Source organism: Micromonospora sp. LOL_023 (genome assembly GCF_048060115.1).
Classification (GTDB): domain Bacteria; phylum Actinomycetota; class Actinomycetes; order Mycobacteriales; family Micromonosporaceae; genus Micromonospora_E.
In genome coordinates, this window is the sequence record NZ_JBHMIM010000021.1 from 15,164 (window position 1) to 28,042 (window position 12,879).

A 12,879-nucleotide genomic window follows, 5' to 3' on the forward strand; every position below is an offset into this window, starting at 1 on the left:
CGAGAGTTCACGCCTCGCCAGCGAGTAGCCGGGCGACGGTCTCGGCGGTCGCCTGCACCTGTGCGCTGATCGCCGGCACGTCGAGCGTGCCCATCGCCACCACCCCGACGCTGGCCTCCAGGCCGGGCACGCCGAGCACCGGGGCGGCGACCCCGTACGCGCCGGGCTGCAGCTCGCCGCTGCTGGTCACCGGTCCGGGCGTACCGTCGCGGCCGGCCTGGATGGCCCGGCCGGCGGCGCCGCGACCCACCGGGTGCCGCGACCCCGCCCGGTACGCGACGTGAAACGCCGTCCAGCTCGGCTCGACGACGGCGAGCGCCACCGCCTCGGCGCCTTCGGCGACGGTCAGGTGGGCGGTGGCGCCGGACGACTCGGCGAGTACCCGCAGCGCCGGCAGGGCGGCGTCGGCCAGCAGCGGCTGGGCGCGGCGGGCCAGCTGCAGCAGCCCGGCACCCAGCCGCAGCCGGCCGGCGGTGTCACGGCGCAGCATGCCGTGCGCGGCCAACGTGGTGGCCAGCCGGTAGACGGCTGCCCGACCGACGTCGAGCTGATGGGCGGCCTCGGTGACGGTGACCCCGCCGGCGGCCTCGGCGACCAGCCGCAGCAGGCGCAGCCCCCGGTCCAGGGTCTGCGCCGTCTCGACCGGCCGGGGGCCGGCTCCGGCGGCGTCGGCTCCGGCCAGGTCCGCTGCGTCCACACCGACAGCGTACGGACGGCTGCCAGTCGGTACCCTTCTACCGTGACGCTCCGCTTGTACGACACCGCGACCCGGTCCGTGCGGGACTTCGTGCCCCGCCAGCCCGGCGAGGTCTCGATCTACCTGTGTGGGCTCACCGTCCAGTCCGCCCCGCACATCGGTCACCTTCGCTCCGGCGTCAACTACGACGTGCTGCGCCGCTGGCTGACCCACCGGGGTCTGCGGGTCACCTTCATCCGCAACATCACCGACGTCGACGACAAGGTGCTGGACAAGGCGGCCGCCGCCGGTCAGCCGTTCTGGTCGATCGCGTACGCCAACGAGTTGGTGCTGGCCGGGGCGTACCGGTCGTTGAACGTGTCACCGCCGACGTACGAGCCCCGTGCCACCGGGCACATCCCGGAGATGCACCAGCTGATCGGTCAGTTGATCGAGCGCGGCCACGCCTACCCGGCCGGTGACGGCAGCGGTGACGTCTACTTCGACGTCGCCTCGTACGCCGACTACGGTGCGCTGTCCGGGCAGCGGCTCGACGCGATGCAGCCGGCAGAGGACTGCGTCGGGCGGGCCAAGCGGGATCCCCGTGACTTCGCACTGTGGAAGGGCGTCAAGCCGGACGAGCCCGCCGACGCGGCCTGGCCGTCACCGTGGGGTCCGGGCCGTCCCGGCTGGCACATCGAATGCTCGGCGATGTGCCAGCGTTACCTGGGTGCCGAGTTCGACATCCACGGCGGGGGGCTGGATCTGACCTTCCCGCACCACGAGAACGAGATCGCCCAGTCCAAGGCGGCCGGCCTGCCGTTCGCCCGCTACTGGGTGCACCACGGGCTGCTCAACCTGGGCGCGGCGAAGATGAGCAAGTCGCTGGGCAACGTCGTCGACCTCGGCCACGTCGCCGAGATCGGGGTGCGTCCGGTCGAGCTGCGCTACTACCTGACCGCCGCGCACTACCGGTCGCGCATCGACTACTCCGACGACGCCCTGCGGGAGAGCGCCACCGCGTACCGGCGGGTCGAAGGCTTCGTCCGCCGGGCCGTCGAGCAGGTCGGCGCGGTCGCGCCGGACGCGGTCCCGGCGGTGTTCGCGGCGGCGATGGACGACGATCTGAACACCTCGGCGGCCTTCGCGGTGCTGCACGACGAGGTCCGCGACGGCAACAACCTGCTGGCCGGCACCAGCGCCGATACCGACGACGTGGCGATCCGGGCCAGCCTGGGACGGGTCCGCGCCATGTTGGGCGTGCTCGGTCTGGACCCGCTCGACCCGGCGTGGGGCGCCGCCGGCCCGGCCGACGAGCTGCGCGGCGCGGTCGACGCCCTGATCGCTCTCGCCCTCGACCAGCGGGCGCAGGCCCGGACCCGCCGCGACTGGGCCGCCGCTGACGCGGTGCGTGACCAGCTCAAGCAGGCCGGCATCGCGGTCGAGGACACCCCGCACGGACCCCGATGGACCATTGGAGAGCAGACCTGATGCCCGGCAATTCGCAGCGACGTGGCCGGCGGGTCACCCCCAAGAAGGGGGCCGTCGGTGGCACCGGCGGCAAGAACCGTTCCAGCCTGACCGGTAAGGGCCGCACCCTGCCGGCCGATGAACGGCCCTGGCACAAGGGCTACTCCGGCACCGAGAAGCTGCCGAGCAAGACAGCCTGGAAGCAGGAGAAGGAGCGCCGGGCAGCGGCGGCCGAGGGCCGGGCCCCGAAGATCGGCCAGCCCGGCAGCAAGGACACCACCTGGGGCGGCGGGGGCCGCACCCGTGGCGGTCCGGCCGCCGGCAAGGCGACCCGGGGCGGTGGCGGTGGCAGGTCCGGCCCGCGGGTCTCCCCGGGCCGGAAGTCGCATCCGCCGAAGGACGCCCCCGAGCTGCTGGTCGGGCGTAACCCGGTGGTCGAGGCGCTGCGCGCCAACGTGCCGGCCACGGCGCTCTACATCGCCCAGGGCATCGACGTCGACGAGCGGGTGACCGAGCTGGTCCGGGCCGCCGGTGACCGGGGCATCGCGATCCTGGAGATCAGCCGGGCCGAGCTGGACCGGATGACCGGCGGCGTGCTGCACCAGGGCGTCGGCCTGCAGGTGCCCGGGTTCGCGTACGAGTCGTTCGAGGACATGCTGGCGGCGGCGGTCGAGCAGCCGGCGCCGCTGCTGGTCGCGTTGGACGGGGTGACCGATCCGCGCAACCTCGGTGCGGTGATCCGGTCGGCGGCCGCGTTCGGCGCGCACGGCGTGTTCGTGCCGGAGCGGCGGGCCGCCGGGATCACCGCGACCGCGTGGCGGACCAGCGCCGGTGCCGCCGCCCGGATGCCGGTCAGCCAGGTCGTGAACCTGACCCGGGCGGTGAAGAAGTGCCAGGCGGAAGGGTTCGTCGTGGTCGGTCTCGACGCCGACGGCGAAGTCGACCTGTACGACCTGGAAGCATCGGTCGGCCCGCTGGTGGTGGTCGTCGGCTCTGAGGGCCGGGGCCTGTCCCGGCTGGTCGGGGAGACCTGCGACCTGCGGGTGAGCATTCCGATGCACTCCGATGTCGAATCGCTCAACGCCAGTGTCGCCGCCGCGGTCACCCTCGCCGAGGTGGCCCGCCGCCGGGTCACCGGCTGATCGCTGATCGGCGGGTCAGCCACCCGTAGCATGCCCCAGGGTCGGGTCGTTTCGGGTGGCGGAGGAAACAGCTGATGGCAGGGCAGGACGAGGGCTTCGCCCTCGGCGTCGACCTGGGCACCTCCAACACGGTGGCGGTGCTGCGCTGGCCGGACGGGCGGACCCGACCGTTGCTCTTCGACGGCGCGCCGATCCTGCCGTCCGGGGTGTTCCTCGGTGACCGGCTGTACGTCGGGCGGGACGCCCTGCGGCTTGCCCAGACCGACCCGGCCCGGTTCGAGCCGAATCCCAAACGCCGGGTCGACGAGCCGGCGGTGCTGCTCGGTGACCGGGAAGTCCCGACCGTCGACCTGCTCGCCGCCGTACTCGCTGCGGTCGCCCGCGCAGCGGTGGAAGCGGTCGGCTTCCTGCCACCGGCGGCGTTGACCTACCCGGCTGCCTGGGGCGGCCGGCGGCGCGACATCCTCGCGCAGGCGGTAGCCCGCGCCGGCTGGCCGCCGACGGCCCAGCAGGGTCCTGCTGGCCCTGGCGGACCGGTCGGGACCAGGCTGGTGCCCGAGCCGGTCGCCGCGGCCCGCTACTTCGCCGACGTACTACGCCGGCCGGTGCCGGTCGGGCAGGCCCTGGCCGTGTTCGACTTCGGCGGCGGAACGCTGGACATCGCGGTGGTCCGCAACGAGGGGGCCGAGCCGGACGGCCGGGCCCGGTTCGAGGTGATCGGCTCCGGCGGGGTCGCCGAACTCGGCGGGCTCGACCTGGACGCGGCGCTGGTCGAACACCTCGGCGGGGTGCTCGACCCGCAGGTGCTCCAGCAGCTCACCGCACCGACCACCCCGGCGCAGCTGCGCGAGCGGCGGCAGTTCTGGGACGACGTGCGCGGCGCCAAGGAAATGTTGTCCCGGTCGTCGTCGGCGCCGGTCGTCGTACCCGGGATGGACCGGGCGGTGCACCTGACCCGCGACGAGCTGGAGCAGGTCGCCACCCCGCTGGTACGCCGGGGTGTGCTGGAGGCGGCGCGGGTGATCGATGCCTGCGGCCTCGGCCGTGACCAGCTCGCCGGCCTGTTCCTGGTCGGCGGCTCGTCGCGGGTGCCCCTGGTGGCCCGGCTGCTGCACAGCGAACTCGGCGTCGCGCCGACCGTGCTGGAGCAGCCGGAGCTGCCGGTCGCCGAAGGAGCCCTGGCCGAGCTGCCCGCCGGCCCGGTCAACCCAGTGGGCCCGGTCAACCCAGTGGGCCCGGTCGGTCCGGTCCCGGTCGCGCCGGCGGTCGCCCCCGCACCGAGGCTGGCTCCGCCGCAGCTGACGCCACCCGCGTCGACGATGGCGCCTGCTCCGCCGCCGGTCGCGATCGGGCTGGCCACCGGGCAAGCCTCCGGGCGGTTGCCGTGGCTGGTCGGCGGGGCGGTACTGGCCGTGATCGCGGTGGTCGCCGCCGCAGCCGGCTACCTGTTGCGCGACCCGGCCCGGCCGATCGATTTCCGAGCGTTCAGCCAGGTCGGCGACGCGATCGTGTTGCCGGACGACACGAGCGCCGACTACACGCAGCTGGTCGATGGCCGGGCGTACGGCGGCCATGTCCGCGACGACGGCCGGTTCGGCGTGGTCGCGATCGACCCGGTCACCGGCGGCCAGCTCTGGGACGCGGCGACCGACGCGGAAGCTGACAGGTGGGCCGGGCTGCTGGCCACCCCGGAGGCGTTGATCGCCGTCGCCGAGGCCTCGGGCAGCACCCGTTACCCGGTCGTGGTGCTGGACCCGGCCGACGGTAGCCAGCTGTGGACGTTCGACGTGCTGCGCGACGACCAGATGTTCGTCTGCGCCGGCGTGCTCGTGTGGTCCGACAGCGAAGGTGCCCGGCTGGTCGGGCTGGATCTGCGCGACGGCACTGAGCGCTGGGCGCACGACAACCCGGCCGACGAGTACGACGACACCGCAGCCGCCGTGTACGCGGCGGCCACCTCGGCCGACCTGACCGGACCAGCCGGGTTCGACGGTCAGTCCACCGCGCCGGACCGCGACGACGACCAGCGGATCGTGCAGCTCACCGCGGACCGCCAGGCGCGGGTCTTCGACGCCAAGAGCGGCGAACTGCTCGGCGAACGCGGCAACGTGGCGACGCCGACCGACAACGCCCTGGTTTACGGCGGGAAGCTGTTGATCGCATCCAGCAGCGGGGATTTCCGGCTGGCAGCCTACGACCTGTCGACCACCAGCGAGGCGGTCAACCTCTACACCCCACAGGACGACCAGCGGCGGTTGCAGGCCATGGTGCCGTGCGGTGCCGAGCTGGTGTGCCTGCTGGAGTCCGCCGGGTTCAGCGCCGAGACCAATGAGCTCGTGGTGATCGACCTGGCGCCCGGCGGGGTGCGGTGGCGGACCGAGGCCGCCAATTTCTCCGTCGTGGTCCCGGTCGGCGAGCACATCCTGCTACGCCGAACGTCCGGTGAGTATCTGTCCCGGCTGCTCGACGCCGACGGCAACGAGGTGTTGAGCCGTACCGGGGTGGCGGTCCGGCTCGACCGGGCGAACCTGCTGTGGTTCCGGGAGAATCCGAGCAGCTACCCCGATGACGCCGTGGCGGCGGGCGTGCCGGCTGCGGCCCCGGGCGATCTGCGCGAGCTCGGCGTGCTGGCCGACGTGCGGGCTGGTGCCTGCTCCTGGGACCAGACCTCGATCGTCTGCCCGACCGGCGACGGCTTCGTCGTACACCGCTTCGTCGCGGACTGAGCCTCTCCCCGCTGATGCCAACTCGACTGAGCAGTTGGTCACTCGGTGTAACTAGCCGGTGAGGGGAAGGCGTTTTGACCGTGATCCCCCAGGGGGATTTTGATCCCGGTGGGGGATCACGATGAAAACGACCTGGCTGTATGCGCCAGTCAGTTGCCGAAAGGCCAGCGGCGGTCACTGCGGGGCGAGGCGGTGCAGCACGCTGTGCAGCGCGTGCAGGGTGTAGCCGAGCAGGATCGGCGCCAGGATCGGCATGGTGAGCGCGGTGAGCAGGGCAGCCAGGCCGACCACGCCGGCCGCCGCCAGTAGTGCGAGCGGCCGGCGTTCGGCGATCCGCCAGGTGGCGCGGGCCGCCGCCCGCCAGCCGGTGCCGGCTGGCGGGTCGGTGCCGGCTGGCGGGTCGGTGCCCGCGCGGCCGATCTGGACGACGACGATGCCGGCGAGGCCGGCCACCAGGGCGATCAGCAGCAGCGTGCCGGCCAGCATCACGGTGCCGCCGGGCACCACGCCGGCCGAGATCAGCACGGCGTTGCCGCCGAGCAGCGCCGCGCCGACCAGGGCGACCGCGCTGGCCACCGCGCCAGGCAGCAGCCCTTGCCAGAAGGTGCCGGCCAGCTCCCGCAGGCTCGGCCAGTAGCCGTCCACCGTCCACCGGTGGATCGCGGTGCTGGCGGTGGCCAGCGCCGCGCCGGCGGTCAGCACGCCGGCCGAGGCGAGCGTGGTGACGATGCCGAGCAGCGCCAGGTCGGTGGCTGCCCGCAGGGTGTCCCGCCAGTCGGCGCGCGGCGCCACCGGGTTGTCCGGCCAGTCAGGTTGCGGCAACGTCACCCCTTGAGGCCGCTGGTGTTGATGCCCTGCACCAACATCTTCTGGAACGCCAGGAAGAAGAGGAAGACCGGCAACAGCGAGAGTACGGACATGGCGAACATCGGGCCGAGTGAGGTCTGCCCACTGGAGTCGATGAACAGCCGCAGGCCGATCGGCACCGTGTAGCTCGCCACGCTCGGCAGGTAGATCAGCTGGGTGAGGAAGTCGTTCCAGGTCCAGATGAACGAGAAGATCGCCGTGGTGACCAGCGCCGGGCGGGCCAGCGGCACGATCACGTACCGGAACACGCCGAACGGCGAGCAGCCGTCGATCTTCGCCGCGTCGTCGAGGTCGCGGGGGATGCCCCGCATGAACTGGACCATCAGGAAGACGAAGAACGCCTCGGTTGCCAGCAGCTTCGGCACGATCAACGGCAGTGGGGTGTCGATCCAGCCGAAGGTGTTGAACATGATGTACTGCGGCACGATCAGCACATGGCTGGGCAGCAGCAGGGTGCCGATCATGATGGCGAACCAGAACTTGCGGGCCCGGAACCGCAGCCGGGCGAAGGCGTACGCGGCCAGCAGGCAGGAGACCGCGTTGGCGATCACCGTGGCGGTCGCGATCACCGTGCTGTTCCAGAAGAACCGCCCGAACGAGATGTTGCTCAGGTAGTTCCAGCCGTCCGGGTAGTTGGCCCAGGTGGGATCCTGTGGGATCACCGACAGGTTGCTGGCCACCTCGGTCGGCGACTTGAGTGACGAGCCGACCACCCAGATCAGCGGGTAGAGGACGACGACCAGGATGGCGACCAGGATCGCCACCCGGGCGACGGCGCGCATGCCGGTGCCGGCCCGGCGGCGGGAGATCGGAGCAGCTTGGGTTGCCATCAGTCGTTGTCTCCGTCCGAGTAGTGCACCCAGAACCGCCCGGTGCTGAAGAACAGCACCGTGATCAGGCCGATCGCGAGCAGGAAGATCCAGGCGAGCGCGGACGCGTACCCCATCTGGAACTCGGTGAAGCCCTTTTCGTAGAGGTACAGCGTGTAGAGCATGGTCGAGTCGACCGGGCCGCCGGTGCCGTTGCTGATCACGAACGCGGCGGTGAAGCCCTGGAAGCCGTTGATGGTCTCCAGCACCAGGTTGAAGAAGATCACCGGGGAGAGCATCGGCAGGGTCACGTTGAAGAACTGCCGGACCTTGCCGGCGCCGTCGACCGAGGCTGCCTCGTACAGCTCGGTCGGCACCTGCTTGAGTCCGGCCAGGAAGATCACCATCGGGGCACCGAACTGCCAGATGGCCAGCACCATCAGGGTTTCCAACGCCCACGCCGGGTCGTTGACCCACGGCTGGCCGGTGATGCCGAACAGGCCGAGGAAGCCGTTGACCGCGCCGTCACCGCTGAACATCGCCCGCCAGATCAGCGCCAGGGCGACGCTGCCACCGAGCAGCGACGGCAGGTAGAACAGGCTGCGGAACAGGCCGACGCCGCGCGACTCCCGATTGAGCAGCAGCGCGACGCCGAGGGCGGCGGCCAACTTCAACGGTACGGCGACGAACGCGAAGATCAGCGTCACCTTCACCGAGTGGCGGAACGTCTGGTCGTTGACGAACAGGTCCCAGTAGTTCTGGAAGCCCACCCACTCGACGAACTCCCAGGACGACAGGATGTCGTAGTTGGTGAAGCTCAGGTAGAGCGAGAACAGCATGGGGAAGGCGGTGATCGCCATCAACCCGAGCAGCCACGGGGACAGGAAGACGTATCCGGCCAGTCCTTCGCCGTGCCGGCGGCGGTTGCTTGCGGCCCGGCTGCGCCGACTGGCGGCGCCGGCCGGTGCGGAAGGGTTCGTGGCCGGGACTTGTTTCGTGGTCAGGGCCACGATCTGGCTCCTTTCTGCAGGTCATGGGTCGTGGTGCCCGTGGCGAGAGCTCGCCACGGGCACCACGACCGCACAGGTCCGGCCCGGACTACTTGAGGGTGGCCGCAGCCTGCCGGAAGAACTCGGCGGCGGCGTCGGCCGGGGTGGCCTGGCCGTAGGTGACGCTTTCGGCGACGGTGACCAGAGTGGAGCGCAGCGGGCCGTGGCCCTGCGGCGGCGGCGCCGGCGCCTCGCCCATCTGCGGGATCAGCTCGTTCTCAAAGGTGACGGTCGCGGTCATGTACGGGTCGGCGAGGGTGGACTCGACCGACGTACGGTTATCCAAGTTGGAGGGAAGGCCGCGGTCTACGCCGAGGATCTCGGCGGCCTCCGGGTCGTTGGCCAGGAAGTCGATGATGTCGGCGACGACCTCCGGGTGCTCGGTCGAGCGCGATCCGGCCCAGTAGAGGGAGGCACGCGCCCACTGGCCCTTCGGGTCTCCCGGGTACGCGACGATGCCCAGCTCGTTCTCGGTCGACTTGCCCAGCTCGGCGAGCTGATTGGACCACATGAACGAGGTGGCACCCTTGCCGGTCACCACCAGCTGGTCGGCGACGCCGCCGCCGACCGCCTCGTGCACGACGTCCGCCGGCGGGGTGGCACCCTTTTCGCGGGCATCCTGCCACAGCTCGAACCAGGTGACGAGGTCGGCTTCGGTGAAGGCCAGCTGTGACCCGTCGTAGAACTCCTTGCCCTGCGAACGTAGCCAGAGCCAGAGCGCCTTGTAGTCGGCGCTCGGGTCCATCGCGCCCCAGTAGTCGCCGCCGGCCTTGGTGCTCAGCTCCCCTGCCCAGGTGATGAACTCGTCGTAGGTCCAGCCGGTCTCCGGCTCCGGCATTCCCAGCTCGGCGATCTTGGTCTTGTCGTAGACCATTGCCGGGGTGTTCTCGCCAGCGGCAACCGCGACCTGCTTGCCGTCGATCTGCCCGTACTGGGTCAGGCTCTCCGGGTGGCCGCTCAGGTCGATGTCGCCGGACTCGACGAACGGGGTCAGGTCCAGGGTGACGTTGCGCCCGGCGTACTCGGCCAGGCCGTTGTCGTCGATCTGGAAGATGTCCGGCGCGTTGCCGCCGGCCGAGATGGTGGCCAACTTGTCGTAGTAGCCGGTGAACGCCTGCCAGGTCGGGTTGATGGTGACGTTCGGGTTCTTTTCCTCGTACAGGTCGAGGGCCTGCTCGGTGAATTCCGCGCGGGCTTCACCGCCCCACCAGAAGAACTCGACGGTGACCGGGGCGTCCGGGTCGGTCGATGCGCCGTCGTCGCCGCATGCGGCGACGCCGAGGACCAGCGGCACTACGGCGGTGGCGGCGATGCCGCGCAGCAGGCGGCGTCGGTGCAAGGGAGTACGGTGAGCACGCGTGGCAGGCATGTTCGCCGTCGGTGATGTTGCGGGGTGCATTGCGCTCACTCCTTGGGGTTAGGAGGCGACTTCGGCCGGTGCGGCGGCAGCCGCGTCGCCCGGGTCCGCATGGCTGTGCGGCCCCGGGCCCGTCGAGTCGCGGATGACCAATTCGGTCTGGAGCGTTACCTGGGCAGTGGTGCGACGGTCGTCGCCATGCTGGAGCAGCATGTCGACGGCCGCCCGGCCGGCAGCCGCGTTCGGTGTGGCCACCGTCGTCAGTTTGGGGCGCAGGATCCGGCTCAGCGCGATGTCGTCGATGCCGACCACGCTGATGTCGCGGGGTACTGCGACCCCCTGTGCGTCGAGCCCCTCGATCAGGCCGATCGCCAGCAGGTCGTTGTAGGCGAGCACGGCGGTGACCTCGGCGCGGCGGACCTGTTCCGCCGCGGCGATGCCGCCGTTCTCGGTGGGTGGGTTGGGTCCGATCACGGTCAACGTGACGTTGGCCGAGCGGGCCGCGGCGGTGGCGGTCCGGCGGATCTCCCGGTTGGTCCACGATCCGCGTGGCCCGCCGAGCAATGCGATCTGGTGGTGGCCGAGGCCGATCAGGTGCTCCACGGCGAGCCGGGCGCCCTGCCCGACGTCGATCAGGACGTTCGGCAGGCCGGTCACCTGCCGGTTGATCACCACGAGCGGCACTTCCCGGCTGAGCTGCTCGATCAGACTGTTGCTCATCCGGGGGCTGCACAGCAGCACCCCGTCGACCTGCTTCGCGAGGGCGTGGACCAGCTCCTCCTCGACCGCCGGGTCCTCGTTGGTGTCGGTGACGAAGATGTGGTAGTCGCGGTGCCGGGCCGCGCTCTCCGCCGCCTTGATCAGTGGTGGGAAGAACGGGTTGGCGATGTCGGCGACGATCAGCCCGATGTTGTGGGTCCGGCCGGTGATCAGCGCGCGGGCCGCCCGGTTGGGGCGGTAGCCGAGGTGCTCCGCACAGGCCAGCACCCGGCTGCGGGTCTCCGGGTTGACCAGGTGCGGTGCCGAGAACGTGCGGGACACGGTGGAGATGTGCACTCCGCAGGCCCGTGCGACGTCTCGAATGGTGGCTGGCACGCATGGCCCTTCGGTCGGATGGCTGCCGCCGGCGTAGGCGGCGCCCAGTGTGGCTGGGGTCACGTTGGTCCGCCAATTAATGCAAACGGTTGCTCACGTGTCAACGGCCCTCGATTGCGTATTTGTTGCGGCTGGCGACCTGGTGGGTAATCATAGACGGGCAATTCGGGACAAAAAGTGCAGGTTTGGCAGATTGCATTGACGAGGGTGTCCGCCTCGTGGCAACTTCGCTGCAAACCTTTGCAGCGACCATTGCGGCCAACCGGAGGCGGAGCAGCGATGTCCCCAGAACCCGAACGGCGGCTGCGCTACGCGCTCGTCGGCACCGGCGCCCGTGCCGAGATGTTCGTCCGTGCCCTGGTGCTCGACCACCGGGACGCCGCCGAGCTCGTCGCCTTCGCCGACAGCAACCAGGCCCGGATGGACGCCCACAACTCCTGGCTCGAAGAGCTCGGTCGCGACGCGGTCGCGACCTACCCGGCCAGTGAGTTCGTCACGATGCTGGGCAAGGAGCGGGTCGACGTCGTCCTGGTCACCACCGTCGACCGCACCCACGACGAGTACATCGTCGCCGCCCTGCACGCCGGCTGCGACGTGATCACCGAGAAGCCGATGACCGTCGACGTGCCGGGCTGCCGGCGCATCCTCGACGCGGTGGCGCAGACCGGTCGCGGCGTGCGGGTCGCGTTCAACTACCGCTACAACCCGCTACACGAACGCGTCCGCCAGGTGCTCGCCGACGGCGAGATCGGCGACGTCGGCTCGGTGCACTTCGAATGGCTGCTCGACGTGCGCCACGGCGCCGACTACTTCCGCCGTTGGCACCGCGACAAGGCCAACTCCGGCGGGCTGATGGTGCACAAGGCCGGCCACCACTTCGATCTGGTCAACTGGTGGCTCGACGCGGTCCCGGTGCAGGTCTACGCGGCCGGCCGGCTGTTCTTCTACGGCGAGCACGGCCGCCGGCACGGCTACGCCCGCGACTACGACCGGGCGCACGGCGCCGTCGTCGCCGCCGGAGACCCGTTCGCCCTGCAACTCGCCGCCCACCCCCGGCTGCGCGCGCTCTACCTGGAAGCCGAGGCCGAGGACGGCTACCACCGCGACCAGAACGTCTTCGCCCCCGGCGTGACCATCGAGGACGACATGTCGGTGCTGGCCACCTACTCGACCGGCGCCACGATGACCTACCACCTCACCGCGTACGCGCCGTGGGAGGGCTACCGGGTGATGTTCAACGGCAGCAGGGGTCGGCTCGAGCTGGAGGTGGTGGAGAGCGACTTCGTCAGCCCGTACGCCGCCGGTGAACTCAAAGGCGCCGCGTTGCACGGCGTCCAGGCGGCGGTCGAGGAAGGCTGGGCGAAGATCACCGTCCGGCCGTTCTGGGAACAGCCCCGTCAGGTGCCGGTCACCGGCTACACCCGGTCCGGCCACGGCGGTGCCGACGCCAAGATGACCGCCGTGCTGTTCGGCGGCGAGACCGACCCGATGGGCCGCGCCGCCACCGCCCGCGACGGCGCCCTCGCGCTGCTCACCGGCCTGGCCGCCAACCGGTCCTTCGAAACCGGCCAACCCGTGCAGGTCGCCGACCTGCTCACCGTCGACTGACCGGCGACCACCCCGACCCCCCGTACCCGCGAGGAGCCTGCTTCCGTGTCCCCTCAACCCGATCCGGCACCCGACAGCAC

General features: G+C 71.1%; 10 protein-coding genes. 4 read left to right on the forward strand and 6 right to left on the reverse strand.

Annotated features, from left to right (window positions below; genetic code table 11):
• Window positions 1-7 precede the first annotated feature (7 nt).
• Window positions 8-697, reverse strand: coding sequence for a helix-turn-helix domain-containing protein (locus tag ACFHVL_RS13680; protein WP_416628095.1), 690 nt, complete (start codon window positions 695-697; stop codon window positions 8-10).
• A gap of 42 nt (window positions 698-739) precedes the next feature.
• Between ACFHVL_RS13680 and cysS the strand changes: the two genes are divergently transcribed.
• From cysS to ACFHVL_RS13695, 3 genes are all read left to right on the forward strand, one after another.
• On the forward strand, window positions 740-2,167 hold the full coding sequence (gene cysS, locus ACFHVL_RS13685) for a cysteine--tRNA ligase (protein WP_416628097.1): 1,428 nt from the start codon (window positions 740-742) through the stop codon (window positions 2,165-2,167).
• On the forward strand, window positions 2,167-3,288 hold the full coding sequence (gene rlmB / locus ACFHVL_RS13690) for a 23S rRNA (guanosine(2251)-2'-O)-methyltransferase RlmB (protein ID WP_416628098.1): 1,122 nt from the start codon (window positions 2,167-2,169) through the stop codon (window positions 3,286-3,288). The genes cysS and rlmB overlap by 1 nt, the downstream gene beginning before the upstream one ends.
• Before the next feature lie 74 nt (window positions 3,289-3,362).
• On the forward strand, window positions 3,363-6,014 hold the full coding sequence (locus tag ACFHVL_RS13695) for an Hsp70 family protein (protein ID WP_416628099.1): 2,652 nt from the start codon (window positions 3,363-3,365) through the stop codon (window positions 6,012-6,014).
• Between the two features lie 174 nt (window positions 6,015-6,188).
• Here the strand turns inward: ACFHVL_RS13695 and ACFHVL_RS13700 are convergent, their stop codons facing one another.
• The 5 genes from ACFHVL_RS13700 to ACFHVL_RS13720 form a co-directional block, all read right to left on the reverse strand.
• Window positions 6,189-6,836, reverse strand: coding sequence for a hypothetical protein (locus tag ACFHVL_RS13700; protein WP_416628101.1), 648 nt, complete (start codon window positions 6,834-6,836; stop codon window positions 6,189-6,191).
• Between the two features lie 2 nt (window positions 6,837-6,838).
• Window positions 6,839-7,663, reverse strand: coding sequence for a carbohydrate ABC transporter permease (locus tag ACFHVL_RS13705; RefSeq protein WP_416628178.1), 825 nt, complete (start codon window positions 7,661-7,663; stop codon window positions 6,839-6,841).
• Between the two features lie 47 nt (window positions 7,664-7,710).
• Window positions 7,711-8,700, reverse strand: a complete 990-nt coding sequence (locus tag ACFHVL_RS13710; protein WP_416628102.1) for a carbohydrate ABC transporter permease — start codon at window positions 8,698-8,700, stop codon at window positions 7,711-7,713.
• Window positions 8,701-8,788: 88 nt separating this feature from the next.
• Entirely contained in the window at window positions 8,789-10,078 is a 1,290-nt protein-coding gene (locus ACFHVL_RS13715; RefSeq protein WP_416628104.1) for an ABC transporter substrate-binding protein, read from the reverse strand.
• Between the two features lie 78 nt (window positions 10,079-10,156).
• Window positions 10,157-11,191 carry a LacI family DNA-binding transcriptional regulator gene (locus tag ACFHVL_RS13720; RefSeq protein WP_416628180.1) on the reverse strand — a complete coding sequence of 345 codons (1,035 nt, stop codon included), beginning with the start codon at window positions 11,189-11,191 and terminating at the stop codon, window positions 10,157-10,159.
• Window positions 11,192-11,470: 279 nt separating this feature from the next.
• Between ACFHVL_RS13720 and ACFHVL_RS13725 the strand changes: the two genes are divergently transcribed.
• A complete protein-coding gene (locus tag ACFHVL_RS13725) occupies window positions 11,471-12,799 on the forward strand; it encodes a Gfo/Idh/MocA family protein (RefSeq protein WP_416628106.1) in 1,329 nt (442 codons plus the stop codon).
• The last annotated feature ends 80 nt before the right edge of the window (window positions 12,800-12,879 follow it).

Excerpts from the sequence above, each read along its gene's own strand:
- ACFHVL_RS13705 (WP_416628178.1), bottom strand. The coding sequence starts at position 7,663 with ATGCGCGCCGTCGCCCGGGTGGCGATCCTGGTCGCCATCCTGGTCGTC.
- ACFHVL_RS13695 (WP_416628099.1), top strand. The coding sequence starts at position 3,363 with ATGGCAGGGCAGGACGAGGGCTTCGCCCTCGGCGTCGACCTGGGCACC.
- ACFHVL_RS13725 (WP_416628106.1), top strand. The coding sequence starts at position 11,471 with ATGTCCCCAGAACCCGAACGGCGGCTGCGCTACGCGCTCGTCGGCACC.
- rlmB (WP_416628098.1), top strand. The coding sequence starts at position 2,167 with ATGCCCGGCAATTCGCAGCGACGTGGCCGGCGGGTCACCCCCAAGAAG.